This is a genomic window from Marinobacter sp. UBA2498, assembly GCF_002341575.1.
In the GTDB taxonomy this organism is placed as follows: domain Bacteria; phylum Pseudomonadota; class Gammaproteobacteria; order Pseudomonadales; family Oleiphilaceae; genus Marinobacter; species Marinobacter manganoxydans.
This window is the reverse complement of sequence record NZ_DDOI01000108.1, coordinates 45,006-63,622: the sequence shown is the minus strand read 5'-3', so window position 1 is coordinate 63,622 and position 18,617 is coordinate 45,006. Positions and strand designations below refer to the sequence as shown.

The window sequence follows — 18,617 nt, the reverse complement described above, 5'->3', positions numbered from 1 at the left end:
TCAGGTTCTGGACCGTTTCCTTACCCAGGTAATGATCAATCCGGAACAGCTGGTTCTCGTTGTAGACCTCGCCAAGCTCATCGTTGATCACCTTCGACGACTCCAGGTCGTGACCGATCGGCTTCTCGACCACCACCCGCGTCTTCTCGGTGCAGCAACTGGCGGCCCGCAGGTTTCGGGCTATGACGCCATACATGGACGGCGGGGTGGCCATATAAACAATAAGCTCATTATTGGCGTCATCACGCCACTCGTTGAGCACAGCAAATGCATCGGGTTCGTTAAAATCCAGAATCTGGTAATCGACCCGCTTCAGAAAGGATTCGGCCAGTCCAGCATCGAACTCTTCCGGCTTTACGTACTGCTTCAGCTTGTCAAACAACTGCTGGCGCACGGTCTCGGTATCGGCATCTGAGCGGGCAATGGCCAGGACCCGGCTCCCCTCCGCCAAGAGGTTGGCGCGCTCAAGCTGGTACAGCGCCGGAAACAGTTTTCGCTGGGCAAGGTCACCCAAGGCTCCGAAGAGCATCAGGTCACAACGGGTATTGATCTTGTTGACCATTGGTTCCTTCTCTCTGGTGAGCAGTCCGTCGCAAAAACTCGACGACAGAACTCAATGTAGTAATTTTAACCAAATAATGACATCCAAAAATCGTTTTTCCAAGAAAAAACTGCGTTTCGTGATACTTTTACTACCCCAAAACCGGTAAAAAAGCGGTATAATCACCGCGTTTTCAAGACAACGACCGCCCATGATTCAGGGAGTACCATTGATGGCCGCGAACCAGGCGCACCGTGACGACAATCTGCTTGAGGACATCCAGTCCAGGCTGGAGACCCTTAACAAATCCGAGCGGAAAGTGGCCGAGGCCATTCTCCGTGACCCAAGCGCGGCCACCCGTTACAGCATAGCTGCCCTGGCGAGAGCCGCCGACGTCAGCGAACCCACCGTTAACCGTTTCTGCCGGGGTTTCTCGGCAACAGGTTTCCCGGATTTCAAGATTCGCCTCGCCCAGAGTATCGCTACCGGCACCCCCTATATCGGCCAGAACGTGGAGCCCGACGACACCGTTGCCGAATTCGCAGACAAGATCATGCTCAGTACCATTGCCAGCCTGGACAAGGCTCGGCAAGCGCTCGACCCGAAAGCCCTGGCAACGGCCATTGATTACCTGATCCAGGCCAAACAGATCAATTTCTTTGGCATGGGCGGATCTGCTGCTGTGGCTATGGATGCCCAGCACAAGTTTTTCCGCTTCAATATCCCGGTCATGTCCTACGACGACGCCCTGATGCAGCGCATGGTGGCGGCCGGAGCAAACGTGGGCGATGTTATCGTGCTCATTTCCTACACGGGCCGCACCCGGGAAACCGTGGATATCGCACAACTTGCGCGGGCCAACGGTGCTACGGTGATCGGTATCACCAACCCCGATTCCCCCCTGGCGGAAAGCTGCACGGTGGTGCTGGGCGTCACCGCGCCGGAGGACACTGAGGTCTATATGCCAATGTCCTCTCGGATCATTCATCTGAGCGTTATCGACATTCTTGCAACCGGCGTAACCCTCAAACGCGGCGCGGATTTCCTCGGGCACCTCAAGAAGATCAAGGAAAGCCTCAAGCCCACCCGCTTCCCACCGACCTGAGCCTCAGTGCCACAATAGAAGAGGTCAGCAGATACAAGAAAGCCCGGGCATTCGCACCGGGCTTTTCGTTGATCGCGGGGCGCCATTCGGCGCCTTTTTCATGAGGCGGATATCAGGGTCTCTCGACCTCCGCCCGGTTTCGAAGGAACTGCTGGTACGCAGCGTATTCCCTCTGGCCTTCGAGAGATGCCAGGAATTCCCGAAGCTGGTTCAGTTCGGTGCCATCTTCCGAGACCTGCCCGTCCGTGACCTCGTCCAGCGCGATCACCGCGGCAGAATTGGCCATCACAGCCTTGCCAAACCGGGCGCCATCCGCCGGGCGCGGCAAAGAAAACACCTGCTGGAGAATGGCGGGACCTGCCTCGGACGCGTTCCGTGCCAGCCCTTCATAGCTGGACCACTCACCAATACCCTCGGGGCTCTCACCTGACTCAAGGTCAGCGATAATCGCGTCAGCCCTTTCAGAAAGAGCTTCCCGCGTCTTGCGCTGCTCCAGCGTCGTCCGGATCTGATCGCGAACCTGATCCAGGGGCAGCTGCTCGGCTTCATGATACTTATTCACCCGGGCAACGACAGACACGTTGTCACCCACATCGATCAACTCGGTGTTGTAACCCGCGTCGAGGACATCTTCGGAAAACAACTGTCGTACCAGACCGGCGTGGTCAAACGGCGCCTGACCACCGTCACGGGTAACGCCGTTGGCCTCCCGCACCTCAAGCCCGAGCTCTTCGGCAGGGCCGGCCAGATCATCGGCGGCATACGCGGAGTCGGCAAGCTCTGCCCGGACTTCAGCAAACTGCTCACGAGCCTTTTCACGGGCCAGCTCACGACGGAGCTGGTCTTCCATTTCATCCAGAGACGGCACCTCGGACTCCCTGACATCCTCGAGGCGAATAAGATGAACCCCGAACGATGTCCGAACCGGCTCGGAAACTTCGCCTTCCTCAAGGGCAAACAGGGCTTCCTCGAAGGGCTCGGCGTAAATGCCACGACCGGCATAGCCCAGGTCGCCGCCGTCTTCGGCCGAAACGGTATCAATGGAATACTCCCGCGCCAGGTCAGCAAATGACTCCCCGGCCGCCAGGCGCTCCTGGATCGTTGCCATGGTTTCGTCTGCGTCACTGCCCTCTTCGATCAGGATGTGGGACGCCCGACGCTCCTCACTGGCCAGATCGGCAGCCTGCTGCTCGTAATAGGCCTGAAGCTCCGCATCGTCAACTTCAATGCTCTCAGCAAGGGCACCCAGCGAAAGCGTGATGTAGGCAGCGTCTACACGCTCCGGCTGCTGAAACGCACCCGAGTTTTCTTCATAAAAGGCTTCAACGTCAGCATCAGAAACCGATACCGCGTCCGCCACTGAGCTGGCAGGAATATCCAGTACCCGGAAACTGCGTGTCTGGTTCTGAATCTGGAGCAGCTGCTCGGCATTCTCATCCGCCACCAGGCCACTCTGAACGATACCCGCACGGATCTGGTTCACCACATATTGCTTGCGCATGGCTTCCCGAAACTCGCCCACGCCCATGCCCATATTACGGACTGTGGCCACAAAGCGGTCGCGATTGAACTGGCCATCCACCTGGAACTGCGGCATCTGGGTAATCAACGCATCGATATCAGCATCATTGAGCTCCAGTCCCTGAGCGTTGGCATCCTGGATCAGGACCTGCTCCTGGATCAGGGAATCCAGAACGTCTGTGCGAATCTGGTCTTCGTCAAGCATCGAGGGATCCGGGTTTTCCATTCTGGATAGCCGGCGCTGGCTCTCCATCTGGACCACGCGGAGAAACTCCCGCTCGGTAATATCCTCGCCGTTGACGGTTGCCACCTCAGGCTCGCCGGAGAAGCCGCCGACAATGGCGTCCATCCCCCAGATGGATAGCGACACAATAAGAAGACCAATGATGACCTTGGCGATCGTGCCCTGGGCATTGTTCCGAATATCTTGAAGCATGTTTCTCCCGGATCCCTGTTCAAGGTAGTGCAGTTTTATTCGTTTCAGCGCGCGGCGAAGGGCGGACCTAACGTAAAAAGGCGCACCCGGTGTGGAATGCGCCTTGAATTCTTCTTGGGTGGCTTCCTGCGACAGAAGCCACCGGAGAAAGAACCGTTACTTAACGGCGTCTTTCAGGGCCTTGCCTGCTTTGAACCCAGGCACTTTGGAGGCCGGAATCTTGATCTCGGCACCAGTCTGCGGGTTACGACCGGTACGAGCAGCACGCTCTTTTACGGAGAAGGTACCAAAACCGATCAGAGTTACCTGATCGCCTTTTTTCAGGGCACCGGTGATTGAGTTGGTCATTGCGTCCAGAGCACGGCCAGCGGCGGCTTTGGAGATATCTGCGGACTCTGCAATTGCATCGATAAGTTCGGACTTGTTCACACTAAACCCCTTCGATTTCAGGTTGAAGATGTTATAGGTTGGTTTGTTTTTTCTCGGACGTTCTCGACTATCGCATAAGCGGTCGGAGAATTCCATTCTTCACTTTTCTTATTCCTTTCGGCTTTATACCGGCATTCGGAATAGGGACTGACTGCGCGGGAGCCCTTGGTATTGGCTGCTTCACGGCGAAACAGTTATACCAATGGGCTCTCAGGCATGTCAACAACTCATCAAGGCTTTAATGTGTATTTATGCGCTCTGACGCGTCGCCTTCTTCGTCACGCGGCTTGCCAGAACCCGTTTCCGGAGATGAATCTTCAGCCCTGGGCTCGGGTGGATAGGCCAGTGCAATATCCAGCACTTCGTCGATCCACTTCACAGGACGAATCTCCAGCGACTCCTTGATGTTTTCAGGTATCTCCTTGAGATCCCTGACATTCTCATCCGGAATGATCACCGTCTTGATGCCACCCCGATGCGCTGCCAGAAGCTTTTCTTTCAACCCACCGATGGCAAGAACACGTCCACGCAGAGTGATTTCACCGGTCATTGCAACGTCGGCGCGAACCGGAATCTTGGTCAGAGAAGAAACCAGCGCTGTGCACATACCGATACCGGCACTGGGACCATCTTTCGGTGTCGCACCCTCCGGTACATGCACGTGCAGATCGTGCTTCTCGTGGAAATCATCGGCAATTCCAAGACCGGGTGCCCGGCTACGTACCACCGTCAATGCCGTCTGGATGGACTCCTGCATGACATCACCCAGGGAACCCGTCTTCACGACCCGGCCCTTGCCAGGCGTGAGGGCGCACTCAATATGCAGCAGTTCGCCACCCACCTGGGTCCAAGCCAGACCGGTCACCTGACCAATCTCGTTCTTTTCCTCGGCGAGGCCGTACTTGAATTTTTTGACCCCCGAGTAATCTTCGAGCATGTCCTGCGTGAGAGTGACAGAGACCTTCTCTCCGCTCTCCACATGGTCACGCACCACCTTGCGGCAGATCTTGGCAATCTCGCGCTCCAGGCCACGTACACCGGCTTCACGGGTGTAGTAGCGGATCAGGTCGCGAAGGGTGTCCTCTGGCAACTTGAGCTCATCCTTGCGCAGGCCGTTGGCCTTGATCTGCTTCGGCAACAGATAACGCAGCGCAATATTGACCTTCTCGTCCTCCGTGTAACCCGGGATACGGATGATTTCCATCCGGTCCAGCAGGGCGGGAGGAATGTCCATGGAGTTGGAGGTACACACGAACATCACATCGGAGAGATCGTAATCCACTTCGAGGTAGTGATCGTTGAAGGTGTGATTCTGTTCCGGGTCGAGGACCTCCAGCAGCGCTGAGGCCGGATCACCACGATGATCCATGCCCATCTTGTCAATTTCATCGAACAGGAACAGCGGATTCTTCACGCCCACCTTGGACAGCTTCTGAAGAAGCTTGCCGGGCAACGCACCAATGTAGGTCTTCCGGTGGCCGCGGATTTCAGCTTCATCACGCACGCCGCCCAGGGCCATCCGGGTGTACTTCCGGTTGGTCGCACGGGCAATGGACTGACCGAGCGAAGTCTTGCCCACACCGGGAGGACCAACCAGGCAGAGCACAGGACCCTTGACCTTCTTCACACGGCTCTGAACCGCAAGGTATTCGAGAATACGCTTTTTGACTTCATCGAGGCCATAGTGGTCCCGATCGAGAATTTCACGGGCTTTTTCGATGTCGTGACGGACACGGCTGCGCTTCTTCCAGGGAATCGCCAGCATCCAGTCAATATAACCACGGACGACGGTCGCTTCCGCAGACATCGGAGACATCATCTTGAGCTTGTTCAGCTCCGTTTCAGTCTTTTTGCGGGCCTCTTCCGGCAATCCGGCTTCTTCCAGCTTCTGCTCAAGCTCTTCGAAGTCGTTGTTGCCTTCGCCCAGGTTACCCATCTCTTTCTGGATAGCCTTCATCTGTTCGTTCAGGTAGTACTCGCGCTGGCTGCGCTCCATCTGCTTTTTCACGCGGCCACGGATGCGCTTCTCAACCTCGATCAGGTCGATTTCGCCATCCAGCTTACCGAGCAGCAAGTCCACCCGCTTGCGGATATCCAGCGCTTCCAGCAGTTCCTGCTTTTCCGGAATACGCATTTCCAGGTGAGCAGCCATGGTGTCGGCCAGGCGTTCAAGCTCCTCAATACCGGTGAGAGCATTGGAGACCTCGGAAGGGACCTTTTTGGAGAGTTTCACGTACTTCTCGAACTCGTCCATCAGGGTCTTTATCAGGACCTCCTGCTCGCGCTCGGGCAGCCCTTCTTCATCCATCAGGACAGCGCCACCGGACAGGTACTCACCCTCGGAGATATCGCTGATGGTGGCTCGGGCGTTGCCCTCTACCAACACCTTGACGGTGCCATCGGGCAGGCGAAGCATCTGCAGAACCGTTGCCAGCGTGCCCATCTCGAACACATCCTTCGGACCCGGCTCATCAGTAGAGGCGTCTTTCTGGGCTACCAGGAGGATTTCCTTGCTTCCTTCCATCGCGGCTTCGAGAGCCTGAATGGATTTTTCTCGGCCCACAAACAGTGGGACCACCATGTGCGGAAACACCACTACGTCACGCAGCGGAAGCAGCGGGTACTCTTGCACGGCATCTTCGGGTATACGGGTCATTGGGAATCCTCTGACGGTATTTCTTTCAGCATATCACCCTTCATTGGGGCGCCCGCAAAAATTGCAATCTTTTTACCAAACGAAACAGGGCAGGAATATCGCGATACAAAAACGCGAAAAGGGGCGTTGCCGCCCCTCTTCATTTCAACCGCTAACCTAGACTCAATCCTCGGGCACAGCCTTGGCGTGATCACTGCTGGCGTAAATCTTGAAGGGCTCGGAGTCCCCGCTGATCACGCTCTCATCGATCACCACTTTGGTCACGTCATGCTCAGAGGGAATCTGGTACATGGTGTCCAGAAGCGTCGCTTCCATAATGGAACGCAGACCACGGGCGCCTGTCTTTCTCTCCATGGCCTTGCGGGCAACAGCCCGAAGCGCATCTTCACGAAAATCAAGCTCGACCCCTTCCATATCAAACAGCTTCTGGTACTGCTTGGTCAGGGAGTTCTTGGGCTCGGTCAGAATCTGCACCAGCGCTTCTTCATCAAGTTCGTTTAGGGTTGCCACTACCGGCAAACGACCCACAAACTCCGGAATCAGGCCGTACTTCACGAGGTCCTCGGTCTCCACATCCTTGATAACGTCGCCGGTGTTCTTGGCATCGTCCTGACTGGCAACCGAAGCAGAGAAACCGATGCTGTTCTTCTCGGTACGCTCGCGAATTACCTTGTCCAATCCGGCAAAGGCGCCACCGCAGATAAACAGCATATTGCCGGTATCAACCTGCAGGAATTCCTGCTGCGGATGCTTGCGACCTCCCTGCGGCGGGACCGATGCAACGGTACCCTCGATCAGCTTCAACAGTGCCTGCTGAACACCCTCACCGGAAACATCCCGGGTAATGGAAGGGTTGTCAGACTTGCGGGAAATCTTGTCGATCTCGTCAATGTAGACTATGCCCCGCTGAGCCTTGTCGACATCGTAATCGCATTTCTGCAGCAGCTTCTGGATGATGTTCTCGACATCCTCACCAACGTAGCCGGCTTCAGTCAGCGTGGTGGCGTCGGCGATCGTGAAGGGCACGTTCAGCATCCGCGCCAGAGTCTCGGCCAGCAGAGTTTTACCACTACCGGTTGGGCCAATCAGCAGAATGTTACTCTTGCCTAGCTCGACATCACCCTTGCCTTCGCCATAACGCAAACGCTTGTAGTGGTTGTAGACCGCCACCGACAAGACGACCTTGGCCCGATCCTGACCAATCACGTATTCATCAAGGGTATTGCGGATCTCGGCCGGTGTAGGAAGGCGATCGCTCGGCTCTTCCTGTGCATTCTCCTGGATTTCCTCCCGGATAATGTCATTGCACAGGTCGACACACTCGTCGCAGATGAACACCGAGGGCCCTGCAATGAGCTTTCGGACTTCATGCTGGCTCTTTCCACAAAACGAGCAGTAGAGCAACTTGCCGTTATCGTCGCCCCTGCCGTTTCTTTCATCTGCCATTGAAATACCTCTGATCTCGTTTTGCCGGCGTCACTGCCTGATACGCCGGCCAAGTATGATGCGATTACTTCCAGTATTATTTATTCGGTACGCGCTTATCAAGTATTGAATCGATCAGCCCATACTCTTTCGCCTGAGCCGGATCCATGAAGTTGTCACGGTCCGTATCCTTGGCGATAGTCTCCAGATCCTGACCGGTGTGATGGGCCAGGATCGAATTCAGGGTATGACGAATCTTCAGGATTTCACGGGTGTGAATCTCGATATCCGTTGCCTGACCCTGATAGCCACCCAGCGGCTGGTGGATCATCACTCGGGAGTTCGGCAGACACGCCCGCTTCCCGGCAGCACCGCCCGCCAAAAGGAAGGCACCCATGCTGGCCGCCTGGCCAACACAAAGTGTGGCTACATCCGGCTTGATAAACTGCATGGTGTCGTAGATAGACATACCTGCAGTTACCGAGCCGCCGGGGCTGTTGATATAGAGGTGAATATCCTTGTCCGGGTTTTCAGACTCGAGGAACAGGAGCTGGGCCACAATCAGATTCGCCATGTGGTCCTCAACCGGACCCACCATGAAGATCACCCGCTCCTTGAGCAGACGGGAATAAATGTCGAACGACCGCTCGCCGCGAGCTGTCTGCTCGATAACAATCGGTACCAGTCCGGAATTGGTAACCATTGCGGGACCATCAATTGGTTTCTGCGTCATGATGCGCCTGAACTCCTTATGGACAATGGGTCGTGGACTCGCGCCACGGCAGTTTCAATAAAGTTGCACCCCATACTTTGCCAGCAGCGGCCCCAGATGAAAACAGCCGGGCATGCCGGCTGTTCTCAGGGGTCGGCCTTCGGGACCGGCTTTCTACTCCGATCCCGGGCAAAATCAGCGCTGGGGCTGACCGGCCTGAACGGCCTCTTCATATTTGACTTTCTTTTCTTTGACCTGGGCCTGCTCCAGCACGTGGTCAACAACTGCATCTTCCAGGACTGAAGACTCGATCTGAGACTTCTGCTCCGGGTTGCTGTTGAAGTGTGCAACCACTTCTTCTGGCTGTTCATACGTAGACGCGATCTCCTGGATCTTTTCGTCTACCTTGGCCGGGTCGGCTTTCAGGTCGTTTTTCTTGACCACTTCCTGGAACAGCAGGCCAGTCTTCACGCGGCGCTCAGCCTGCTCCTGGAAAATTTCCTTGGGCAGCTGCTGCGGATCAATCTGGCCGCCGAAACGCTGGACGGCGTCCTGACGGAGACGATCGATTTCCTGATCAACCAGGGCAGCCGGAATATCCAGCTCAGTGGTTTCCAGCAGACCGTCAACAACGTCGTTCTTGACCTTGTTGGAAACCGCCTGCTTGAGCTCGCGCTCCATGTTCTTTTTGACTTCTTCGCGGAAAGTCGCTTCGTCTTCGGCATCAATACCGAACTTCTTGAAGAATTCGGTGTCGAGTTCCGGCAACTGCGGCTCTTCAACCTTGTGAATCTTGATCTCGAACTTGGCCGGCTTACCCGCCAGATCTTCGTTGTGGTAATCCTCCGGGAAGGTAACCTCGATTTCCATGTCTTCGCCGGCCTTACCACCAACGATGGCCTTCTCAAAGCCCGGAATCATCTGGCCGGAGCCCAGAGTCAGACGATGGCCCTCAGCGGCTCCGCCTTCGAATTCTTCACCGTCGATAAAACCTTTGAAGTCAATGGTCAGCACGTCCTTGTTCTTGGACTTGCGCTTGACTTCCTTCATGGTGGCCTGCTGACGACGCAGGTTGTCGATCATGTTGTCGACATCTTTGTCGGTAATCTCGGAAGTCAGCTTCTCGACTGAAATCTTGCTGAGATCGCCCAGCTCGATTTCCGGCAGCACTTCGAAGATGGCGACAAATTCAAGGTCTTTGCCCTCTTCCATGGTCTTTGGCTCGAACTTCGGCCAACCTGCCGGGTTGATATCCTGTTCCTGCAGTGCCTTGATGTAGTTGTCGCGCATAACCTCGCCAACGATTTCCTGGCGGACGCTGTCACCGAAACGACGCTTGACGACGCTCATGGGCACCTTACCCGGACGGAAACCGTTCAGGCGCACGGTACGCGCTGTTTCCTGCAGGCGTTTCTGGACCGCCTGGTCGATTTCCTGGGCGGGCACACCAATCGTCATTCGACGCTCGATGTTGGAGGTCGTTTCAACAGACACTTGCATGGAAGATCCTCAAATTACAGGTTCGGTATGTGAATGAAATTAAACCTAAAAGTCCGGTCCAAGGGAGATTCCCGGAAAAGGACCGAAAATTAAAAGCCGGTAGTTTATCATGGTTTGGCCCGCGGAGAGAATCGCAACTGCCAAGGCCATAGCATTCTCTCGATTCAGCAAGATCACAGCACGAAACGAAAAATGGTATTCTTGCGAAGAACGGACTAATTTCAATTTTATTTGCGGATTAAAACGACTTTGAACAATCTGGATACCGCCTTGCTCAACCTGCTTATAAAAGACGGAAGAGCCTCCTTTGCCGATATTGCCCGCCAGCTCAATATCTCCCGGACTCATGCCCGTGATCGGGTGCAGGCGATGATTGAGTCTGGCCTGATCGAACAGTTCACTGCGGTCATAAATCCAGAGAAGCTCGGTAAGACGGTATCAAGCTTTATTGACCTGAAAGTCGCTCCCAATGCGATAGAAGATATTGCAGAGGACCTGGCATCGAAACCTGAAGTGGTGAGCCTGTACATAATGACCGACTTGCAAAGTCTTCACATCCATACCCTTACCGACAGCACTGAAACCTTCCACGCCTTTGTATCCACCCATCTTTTCTCCAATCCCCAGATCCTGTCCGTGGCCTCCAGCTCCCTTTTGAAACGTGTGAAACACCGCCGTGGTGGCGCACGACTCTGATTCCACTGCCGGCAAGACAATTCATGCCTTAAATTCGGGCTGAAGTGCCAAAAGTGTGCGGAGCTGACAACGGACGCGTTTCGTTCTGATTGGCTGACGAATGTCAGGCGGAACGCGTAACTAGGTGGCATTTGCACTTAAAAACACTTGAAGCGCTGCTATTTGGAGAATTAAACCTGCAACTCCTGCAGCTCCACCGCCCAACTTTGGACCAACGTCGCACCAAGGCGGATCAGACCAGAACCCATTTTTTTCTTCTATTTTTCAATTATTTGCGGATTATCCGAAATTGGTACGCTATCTGCAGACAGTTACAGCGAACCAAAAATGAACGTGCCTTGCAAAACCGGCAACCGAAAAACGGAGAATCTGCAATGACCATTAACCGGAGAAAATTCCTTGGCGCTGCCCTGGCTTCAACCACCGCGGGAATCGCTGTTGCGGCACCTGCTTTGGCTAACGCAGCAGCTTCGAAAGAGTCGTTCAATCTGAAAATGACCAACGCCTACCCGCCTGGCTCCCCCTTTTATGTGCAGGGTCCGGGAAGTCCGATGGATTTTTGCAAGAAGGTCGGAGAGATGTCGGGTGGGCGACTGAATATTTCCCACTTTGCCGCAGGCGAACTGATCCCCGCGCTCGAAGGCTTTGACGCCGTGTCGCAGGGCACCGTGGAAATGAATGCCGCAAACGCCTATTTCTGGGCCGGCAAAATTCCTGCCGCCCAATTTTTCACCACCGTGCCCTTCGGCCTGAATACACAGGGCATGATGGCCTGGCTGTATCAGGGAGGCGGACTCAAACTGTGGCACGAGCTTTATGAGCCGTACGGACTTGTCGCTTTCCCGATGGGCAACACCGGTGTCCAGATGACCGGCTGGTTCCGCGATCCGATTGAAACGGTGTCTGACCTGGAAGGCCTGAAGATGCGTATTCCGGGTCTCGCTGGAAAGGTCTATAGCGAACTGGGCGTTACCGTACGTTTGCTGCCGGGCGGCGAAATTTTCCCCGCTCTGGAACGGGGTGTCATTGACGCTGCCGAGTTTGTCGGCCCTTATCAGGATCGTCGCCTGGGTCTGCACAAAGCTGCCAAGAATTACTACACGACCGGCTGGCATGAACCCACAAACGTCACTGAACTGCTGATCAACAAAAAGGTATGGGACAGCATGCCCAAGGACCTTCAGATGATCATTCAGATGGCGGCCCAGGCCTCCGTACTTGAAAGCCTGTCCTGGTCAGAAGCCAACAATGCCGATGCGCTGACAGATCTCGTCCAGAACGAGGGTGTCATCGCCAAGCCACTGCCCGCCCCGATTGTCAGCCGTCTCAAGGAAGTCACTGCCGACACCCTGCTCACCATGGCAAATGCAGACGCGCAGACCAAGAAAGTATACGACGCCTACATGGCCTTCAAGGATAAGCATGCATCCTGGGCAGCTCTGAGCGAAAAACCCCTGTTGAATATGTAACCTGGAGTTCAGCCATGAGAACGGCAATCAAGGGTCTCGAATGGCTGGTGGAACAAATGGGAGGGCTGGCACGGTTTTGCGTGCTGGTCCTCGTTCTGCTGGTAGCGACCAATGTGATCTTGCGGTACCTGTTTTCTATAGGCCCGGTGTCGCTGCAGGAACTGGAATGGCACCTGGTATCCCCCATTGCCCTGCTGGGGCTGGCTTACTCGATGAAACATCGAGCGGACGTCAGGATCGATTTCCTCTACGAACGCTTTTCAGTTCGAGGCCAGGCTGTCGTTGACGTTGTGGCGTCCCTGCTGACCGTAGCTATCGGTGCAATCATTGCCTGGCTTGCTCTCAACTACGTCAGTCACTCCTATCAACTTGGCGAAGGCTCGCCGGATCCCGGCGGTTTAGGCATGCGGTATCTGTTAAAAGCGTTTATTCCCCTCGGTTTCTTTTTACTGGTCATTCAGGGTGTTGCCGACATGCTGCGCGGCCTGGTGCAGTTTTTCGAGCCGGAAGATCCAGTCGAGCTTCCTGAGTCACTCAACACGGAGACTGCGTGATGGTGGGTAACGAATGGCTAGTCATCGGAATGATCGTCGGCTTCCTGGGGCTGATGATTATTGGTATTCCTGTCGCTATTTCGCTAGCAGTCTCTGGATTCGTGGCCGGCTATCTGGGATTCGGTAGCACTCTTTTCAGCCTCATGCCCGCGCGCCTCTATGGCGTGGTAACCAACTACACCCTGCTGGCTATCCCATTGTTTGTATTTATGGGGGTAATGCTGGAGAAGTCCAAGGTTGCTGAAAACATGCTGGAAACCATCGGGAAGGCGATGGGTGGTGTTAACGGCGGCATGGGCCTGGCGATTATCCTGGTTGGAGTACTGATGGGCGCGTCCACCGGCATCGTCGGTGCTACCGTCGTGACGGTCGGACTGTTGACCCTGCCGGTCCTGATGCGCAGAGGCTACTCGCCAAGCGTCTCCTGTGGCACCATCTGCGCTTCAGGAACCCTGGGGCAGATAATTCCGCCGAGCCTCGTGCTGATTCTGCTTTCAGACATCGTCGGCGAATCCGTCGGTGCCCTCTTCGCTGCAGCCTTTATTCCCGGGCTCATCCTGGCGGCGATCTACATCGCATACCTGCTGTTGCTCGGGGTCTTCAAGAAAGACATGGTTCCGGCCATTCCTCAGGAAGAGCGGGCACAGACCAGTGGGCGCCAACTTGCCAAAGACCTGATGGCCCATGTGATGCCACCACTGCTCCTGGTCATCGCCGTGCTTGGATCGATCGTAGGTGGTATTGCTGCGCCGACAGAGGCGGCGTCAATGGGGGCATTGGGGGCCTTGCTGATCGCCATCGCCACCAAACGAATGACTCCAGCACTCCTGAAAGAAACCCTGCATGGAACACTGGTGATCTCCGCAATGGTGTTCTTCATCCTGCTCTGCGCGCAGCCCTTTGCCCTGGCTTTCCGTGGCCTTGGTGGAGAAAACATGGTACATGCGCTGTTTGAAATGCTGCCAGGCGGGGAATTCGGAGCAATCCTGTTCCTGATGGCATTGCTGTTCGTGTTGGGCTTTTTCCTGGAATGGATTGAAATATCCTACATCGCCTTGCCCATGTTCCTGCCCGTGTTCATGAATTATGGCACTGACATGGTCTGGCTGGCGATCATGGTCGCCATGAACCTGCAGATGTCCTTCCTGACACCACCCTTTGGCTGGGCCCTGTTTTTCCTTAAGGGAGTCGCGCCCAAGGGCATCACGACCCGGGATATCTATGTTGGCGCGCTACCCTTTGTGGCATTGCAACTTCTGGCACTCGTAGTACTCTTCCAATTCCCGTCGCTGGTCACCTGGCTCCCGGAAGCCATCGGCTGGTAGCACCATTCAATCAGGATCATACTCATGGATTTTTTTGCTGATTACTCTGCCGGCTGGCTGATCGGCCTGGCTCTTTCTCTCATGGTCACCGGGATCATTGCCGGCCTGATGGCCGGATTGCTCGGCGTCGGTGGCGGCATCGTCATTGTCCCTGTGCTTTATCACCTGTTCACTTTCCTCGGTATCGACGAGGCGGTGCGCATGCATGTTGCGGTAGGAACCTCACTGGCTACGATCATTCCGACATCCATCATATCGTCCCGATCCCACTATAACCGGGGGAGCCTGGATCCGAGCATTCTGAAAAAACTGATTCCCGGCGTGGTCATCGGTGTCGGTATCGGTGCGATTCTCAGTGGCATTTTGAATGGGCAGGTACTGACCGCCATCTTTGCCGTTATGGCGCTTCTGGTGGCGCTCAATATGGCGTTCAAAAAAGAAGGTTTCAGCATCGGCAACGGACTGCCCGGCCCGGCAGGCTCCGGAGCTCTCGGCGTATTTATCGGGGGCATTTCCACTCTAATGGGTATCGGTGGCGGCACCTTGAGCGTGCCGATCCTGAGTGCCTTGCGTGTTCCCATGATCAATGCCGTTGGTACGGGCGCCGCGCTGGGGTTTGTGATCAGCGTACCTGGTGCACTGGCATTTCTCTTCAACGGTATGGGTGTGGAGGCACGGCCACCGCTGACTCTCGGCTATGTGAACCTGATCGGGCTCGCGTTGATCGTACCGGCAACCATGCTGATGGCACCTGTGGGCGCCAGAATTGCCCACGCTATCAATGGCAAGTTACTGAAACAGCTCTTCGCACTATTTCTGTTTATCACGTCACTGCGAATGTTCTACGGCATCATCGGCTAAGGCCGTTACTCTGTCGTTAACCAATCAGCGTGTGACCGCCACTTACACCCGGAGACAATAAAAGATGCTTAAAACCGTCTACTCAACAAACGGAATGTTTGTCGCACCCCACCACCAGGCCGCTCTCGCCGGTCGGGACGTCCTCAAAGAAGGCGGTAACGCCGTGGAAGCGATGGTGGCTGCTGCGGCTTCCATTGCCACGGTCTATCCCCATATGAACTCTATCGGTGGTGATGGTTTCTGGCTCATTCACGAACCGGGGAAACCACCGGTCGCCATCGATGCCTGCGGGCAGGCCGCGAAAGCCGCTACTCTCGACTTTTATCAAGGCCATGATCAGATTCCTTCCCGCGGCCCCCTCGCAGCGTTGACCAGTGCCGGCACCATCGCCGGATGGCAGAAGGCACTGGCAGTTTCAGCGTCCTGGGGCAAGGCGCTACCGGTTTCACGATTGCTGGCCCCGGCCATTGAACAGGCCAAAACAGGGATTGTAGTCACCGAAAGCCAGGCCAGGCTGACTGCAGAAAAAGCCCACCAGATGAAAGACGCACCGGGCTTCTTCGATGCATTCGCCCCGGGCGGCAAGGTGCCAGCGGCTGGCACCCGAATGAAGCAACTTGCACTAGCCTCAACGCTGGAACAGCTCGCCAGAGTTGGCCTCGACGACTTTTACCGCGGCGAGCTTGGCAAGGCTATGGGGGATGAACTCTCAAAGCTTGGGAGCCCGATAACGGCAGAGGATCTGGCCGCCTACCGGGCTTTACAGGTTGAACCGCTGCAAACCAAACTCCGTGGCGCCCGGATTTTTAACCTGCCACCACCTACCCAGGGCCTGGCGTCACTGATGATTCTCGGGGTTTTCGACCAATTGGGCGTCAGTGAGGCGGAAGGGTTCGACTATATTCATGGCCTTGTCGAATCCACCAAGCAGGCATTCCGGGTAAGGGATCGCGTTGTAACGGACCCTGATCGGCTGCCGGAAACACCCAGCGACTACCTGACACCTGAGAGACTTGCTGCACTGGCTGCCAACATTGATCATCAAAAGGCACTACCCTGGCCTGATCCTGCCAAACCCGGCGATACCATCTGGATGGGCTGTATTGATTCCGAAGGACGAGCTGTCAGCTTCATCCAGAGCATTTTCTGGGAGTTTGGATCAGGCGTGGTACTCAAGGATACCGGTGTAAACTGGCAAAACCGTGGCATCAGTTTTTCACTGGATCCAACCGCGCTCCAGGCTCTGGAACCCGGCCGCAAGCCCTTTCACACCTTGAACCCTGCGCTGGCGCATTTCGATGATGGCCGCATTATGAGCTACGGAACGATGGGGGGAGAGGGACAGCCACAAACCCAGGCCATGGTATTCAGCCGGTATGGCATGTTCAATCAGCCACTGCAGCAGGCGGTAACAGCGCCTCGCTGGCTACTTGGCCGCACCTGGGGAGACACTACAACAACCCTGAAGTTTGAGAACCGCTTTGACCCCGAACTCATCAAGCGACTGAAAGCAGCCGGGCACGACGTGGAAGAGATTGGAGAGGCGTTCAGCGATACCATGGGCCATGCAGGTGCCCTGGTACTCAAGACCGACGGTATTATCGAAGGTGCCGCCGACCCACGTAGCGATGGTTCCGTGGCTGCCTATTGATCCTCCGATATACAAGCGCCTTCGGGCGCTTGGATTTGCTCGAAAGGCTGCCACAGAATCGGCGACCAAAAAAAAGCCTCTCAGGAATGCCTGAGAGGCTTTATAAATGGTGCGGATGGAGGGAATCGAACCCCCACACCTCTCGGTACCAGAACCTAAATCTGGCGCGTCTACCAGTTCCGCCACATCCGCGAAAAACCAACCAAAACGTCAACGCAGCTACCACCAAAGGCGGCTCGACTGCAGCCATTCACACGTCTGGTTCGAGTGCGAAATCCGCTCCCGAGCTTCGAATGAATGACAGGGAAAAAGTGGGGTGGACGAAGGGGTTCGAACCCTCGACCGCAGGAGTCACAATCCTGAGCTCTACCAACTGAGCTACGTCCACCACATCAGGACATGCCCTCAGGCATAAAACTTAACTTCACTGTGCCAGCGGTACCGGCACGAACCAAACCGGCAATAGATTGGCGCGCCCGGCAGGACTCGAACCCATATATGTACTAGAAACTTAGTCAGCCAACTGACTGACTGAGCTACTGACCCAGTTCATATATCCAGCAAAGGTACATCTATCTACCGCCGGACTATGCTAGAAGCACGTTAAGGCGTGAAGATGGTTGCGCATTATAGTCCCAGAACAACTCACGTCAACCGTGATTTTACGGTTGCACTTAGTGCATCCGCAAATCAGTCATAGCTAAGACTAAAAGTGCATCCGAAAGCATCCGTAAAAGTGCGCCCCTGTCGTTAACCAGGCATTGCCCTGCTGCCTGACTCTTTTCTCATCATCGTTAACTCAGATCCAATGGATTTGCCCACTTGATCAGGAGAAGTCGCCAGCCTCAATCTTTTTGAGCACTGCCTCCACTTGCGCACGATCGTGGATAATTGCGCAGGCTGGAGACTGGTTACATAAGGCTTTGACCGGACTATGCATCCATTCCTCTGCGACTTGCCGCGAGCCAAACACCTGAGCAGCTCGCTCTAATAGTTCGTCATACGCTGATCGAGCGTCAGTCTTCCTAATCATGATCGACACCCTGGTTCGGTTTCTCTAATTCTCACATTTGGGCTCCATTCCATGCTCCCTTGCCGGGTGGCAGGCATGCTTACAAAGTACCGAGAAACCGCTCATATCTCACAGCGCTTAGCAGCTCAAGGTGGCAAGGCCTCGGAGGAGGCACCCAATATCCCTTTGATAATTCGATAAAATTAGCGATTAGTAGGAATTTTTACTAATCGCTACTAATAGAAAGCTTGTCCCGAACAATCCCTGGATAGCAAATTTCGATTTGGTCATGACCTGGTGGAAGGGGCAGTATTCTGCATATTAAAGCTTACCTATTAACTTCTCACAGCCTAACCTGCCTAGCTTTCAGGCGAAAACTTTAAAGGATCCTTTGAAAATCAGCAGCTTGTTCAATAACTAATCTTCACAACCAATTTTCATATAACAATCGATGTCCTTTAAACGAGAGACTCGGTGGATCCCCTTTGAGAACACGCACAACACATCGCGCTGGAACATGCTTTTCACCACGGCGATAGGCATTCTCAGCAGAACTCGACTCCCAGGTAATGCCTAGCCGAGTTAACGCCTCTTTTGCGACACAATCGAAACCGCCGTCCGAATCGAGCATGACATCACCGGTTATTCGGTTAAGCCGCACTTTTGCAAAAACCACTTCACCAATCTGAGCGAGCTTTTCATTCTTTGCTAAAGATTCAAGAGC

General features: G+C 55.1%; 16 protein-coding genes and 2 tRNA genes. 7 read left to right on the top strand and 11 right to left on the bottom strand.

Annotation, left to right across the window (positions count from 1 at the left end):
* Nucleotides 1-562: glucose-6-phosphate dehydrogenase (NADP(+)) (locus tag B2W52_RS15225; protein WP_476738539.1), on the bottom strand; the 562-nt coding region annotated here is incomplete at its 3' end.
* A gap of 211 nt (nucleotides 563-773) precedes the next feature.
* Here B2W52_RS15225 and B2W52_RS15220 point away from each other — a divergent pair.
* Complete coding sequence (locus B2W52_RS15220; protein WP_008174607.1) at nucleotides 774-1,646, top strand: MurR/RpiR family transcriptional regulator; 873 nt, start codon at nucleotides 774-776, stop codon at nucleotides 1,644-1,646.
* A gap of 112 nt (nucleotides 1,647-1,758) precedes the next feature.
* On the opposite strand, the gene B2W52_RS15215 is transcribed toward B2W52_RS15220, so the two are convergent.
* From B2W52_RS15215 to tig, 6 genes are all read right to left on the bottom strand, one after another.
* On the bottom strand, nucleotides 1,759-3,603 hold the full coding sequence (locus tag B2W52_RS15215) for a SurA N-terminal domain-containing protein (RefSeq protein WP_008174605.1): 1,845 nt from the start codon (nucleotides 3,601-3,603) through the stop codon (nucleotides 1,759-1,761).
* Nucleotides 3,604-3,759: 156 nt separating this feature from the next.
* On the bottom strand, nucleotides 3,760-4,032 hold the full coding sequence (locus B2W52_RS15210; protein WP_008174603.1) for an HU family DNA-binding protein: 273 nt from the start codon (nucleotides 4,030-4,032) through the stop codon (nucleotides 3,760-3,762).
* A 238-nt stretch (nucleotides 4,033-4,270) separates the two neighbouring features.
* The gene (gene lon, locus B2W52_RS15205; protein WP_008174599.1) at nucleotides 4,271-6,688 is read right to left on the bottom strand and encodes an endopeptidase La; all 2,418 of its coding nucleotides are present in this window, start codon (nucleotides 6,686-6,688) and stop codon (nucleotides 4,271-4,273) included.
* 162 nt (nucleotides 6,689-6,850) lie between these two features.
* Nucleotides 6,851-8,134, bottom strand: a complete 1,284-nt coding sequence (gene clpX / locus B2W52_RS15200; RefSeq protein ID WP_008174598.1) for an ATP-dependent Clp protease ATP-binding subunit ClpX — start codon at nucleotides 8,132-8,134, stop codon at nucleotides 6,851-6,853.
* A gap of 76 nt (nucleotides 8,135-8,210) precedes the next feature.
* Nucleotides 8,211-8,846, bottom strand: coding sequence for an ATP-dependent Clp endopeptidase proteolytic subunit ClpP (clpP, locus tag B2W52_RS15195; RefSeq protein ID WP_039882061.1), 636 nt, complete (start codon nucleotides 8,844-8,846; stop codon nucleotides 8,211-8,213).
* Nucleotides 8,847-9,020: 174 nt separating this feature from the next.
* A complete protein-coding gene (gene tig / locus B2W52_RS15190; protein WP_008174593.1) occupies nucleotides 9,021-10,325 on the bottom strand; it encodes a trigger factor in 1,305 nt (434 codons plus the stop codon).
* 249 nt (nucleotides 10,326-10,574) lie between these two features.
* Here tig and B2W52_RS15185 point away from each other — a divergent pair, with 249 nt between their 5' ends.
* The 6 genes from B2W52_RS15185 to B2W52_RS15160 all read left to right on the top strand — a co-directional run bounded on the left by B2W52_RS15185 (nucleotide 10,575) and on the right by B2W52_RS15160 (nucleotide 16,881).
* On the top strand, nucleotides 10,575-11,021 hold the full coding sequence (locus B2W52_RS15185) for an Lrp/AsnC family transcriptional regulator (protein WP_008174591.1): 447 nt from the start codon (nucleotides 10,575-10,577) through the stop codon (nucleotides 11,019-11,021).
* Nucleotides 11,022-11,152: 131 nt separating this feature from the next.
* A complete protein-coding gene (locus B2W52_RS15180) occupies nucleotides 11,153-12,490 on the top strand; it encodes a TRAP transporter substrate-binding protein (RefSeq protein WP_273070510.1) in 1,338 nt (445 codons plus the stop codon).
* Nucleotides 12,491-12,504: 14 nt separating this feature from the next.
* The gene (locus tag B2W52_RS15175) at nucleotides 12,505-13,044 is read left to right on the top strand and encodes a TRAP transporter small permease subunit (RefSeq protein ID WP_008174585.1); all 540 of its coding nucleotides are present in this window, start codon (nucleotides 12,505-12,507) and stop codon (nucleotides 13,042-13,044) included.
* Nucleotides 13,044-14,369: a TRAP transporter large permease gene (locus B2W52_RS15170; protein WP_008174583.1), complete on the top strand. Its 1,326-nt coding sequence runs from the start codon at nucleotides 13,044-13,046 to the stop codon at nucleotides 14,367-14,369. The genes B2W52_RS15175 and B2W52_RS15170 overlap by 1 nt, the downstream gene beginning before the upstream one ends.
* Before the next feature lie 24 nt (nucleotides 14,370-14,393).
* A complete protein-coding gene (locus tag B2W52_RS15165) occupies nucleotides 14,394-15,230 on the top strand; it encodes a sulfite exporter TauE/SafE family protein (protein ID WP_008174581.1) in 837 nt (278 codons plus the stop codon).
* A 64-nt stretch (nucleotides 15,231-15,294) separates the two neighbouring features.
* Complete coding sequence (locus tag B2W52_RS15160; RefSeq protein WP_008174578.1) at nucleotides 15,295-16,881, top strand: gamma-glutamyltransferase family protein; 1,587 nt, start codon at nucleotides 15,295-15,297, stop codon at nucleotides 16,879-16,881.
* A 107-nt stretch (nucleotides 16,882-16,988) separates the two neighbouring features.
* On the opposite strand, the gene B2W52_RS15155 is transcribed toward B2W52_RS15160, so the two are convergent.
* The 4 genes from B2W52_RS15155 to B2W52_RS15145 form a co-directional block, all read right to left on the bottom strand.
* Nucleotides 16,989-17,073: transfer RNA gene (locus B2W52_RS15155), tRNA-Leu, on the bottom strand.
* A 120-nt stretch (nucleotides 17,074-17,193) separates the two neighbouring features.
* Nucleotides 17,194-17,269: transfer RNA gene (locus B2W52_RS15150), tRNA-His, on the bottom strand.
* A gap of 438 nt (nucleotides 17,270-17,707) precedes the next feature.
* Entirely contained in the window at nucleotides 17,708-17,914 is a 207-nt protein-coding gene (locus B2W52_RS22365; RefSeq protein ID WP_414673508.1) for an antitoxin Xre/MbcA/ParS toxin-binding domain-containing protein, read from the bottom strand.
* Nucleotides 17,915-18,317: 403 nt separating this feature from the next.
* Nucleotides 18,318-18,617 (bottom strand): hypothetical protein (locus B2W52_RS15145; protein WP_286803679.1); only part of this gene is annotated, 300 nt, incomplete at its 5' end.

What these genes read in the sequence shown, in the direction of transcription:
- B2W52_RS15220 (WP_008174607.1), top strand. Translation starts at nt 774, where the DNA reads ATGGCCGCGAACCAGGCGCACCGTGACGACAATCTGCTTGAGGACATC.
- B2W52_RS15215 (WP_008174605.1), bottom strand. Translation starts at nt 3,603, where the DNA reads ATGCTTCAAGATATTCGGAACAATGCCCAGGGCACGATCGCCAAGGTC.
- lon (WP_008174599.1), bottom strand. Translation starts at nt 6,688, where the DNA reads ATGACCCGTATACCCGAAGATGCCGTGCAAGAGTACCCGCTGCTTCCG.
- clpX (WP_008174598.1), bottom strand. Translation starts at nt 8,134, where the DNA reads ATGGCAGATGAAAGAAACGGCAGGGGCGACGATAACGGCAAGTTGCTC.
- clpP (WP_039882061.1), bottom strand. Translation starts at nt 8,846, where the DNA reads ATGACGCAGAAACCAATTGATGGTCCCGCAATGGTTACCAATTCCGGA.
- tig (WP_008174593.1), bottom strand. Translation starts at nt 10,325, where the DNA reads ATGCAAGTGTCTGTTGAAACGACCTCCAACATCGAGCGTCGAATGACG.
- B2W52_RS15175 (WP_008174585.1), top strand. Translation starts at nt 12,505, where the DNA reads ATGAGAACGGCAATCAAGGGTCTCGAATGGCTGGTGGAACAAATGGGA.
- B2W52_RS15170 (WP_008174583.1), top strand. Translation starts at nt 13,044, where the DNA reads ATGGTGGGTAACGAATGGCTAGTCATCGGAATGATCGTCGGCTTCCTG.
- B2W52_RS15165 (WP_008174581.1), top strand. Translation starts at nt 14,394, where the DNA reads ATGGATTTTTTTGCTGATTACTCTGCCGGCTGGCTGATCGGCCTGGCT.
- B2W52_RS15160 (WP_008174578.1), top strand. Translation starts at nt 15,295, where the DNA reads ATGCTTAAAACCGTCTACTCAACAAACGGAATGTTTGTCGCACCCCAC.
- B2W52_RS22365 (WP_414673508.1), bottom strand. Translation starts at nt 17,914, where the DNA reads ATGATTAGGAAGACTGACGCTCGATCAGCGTATGACGAACTATTAGAG.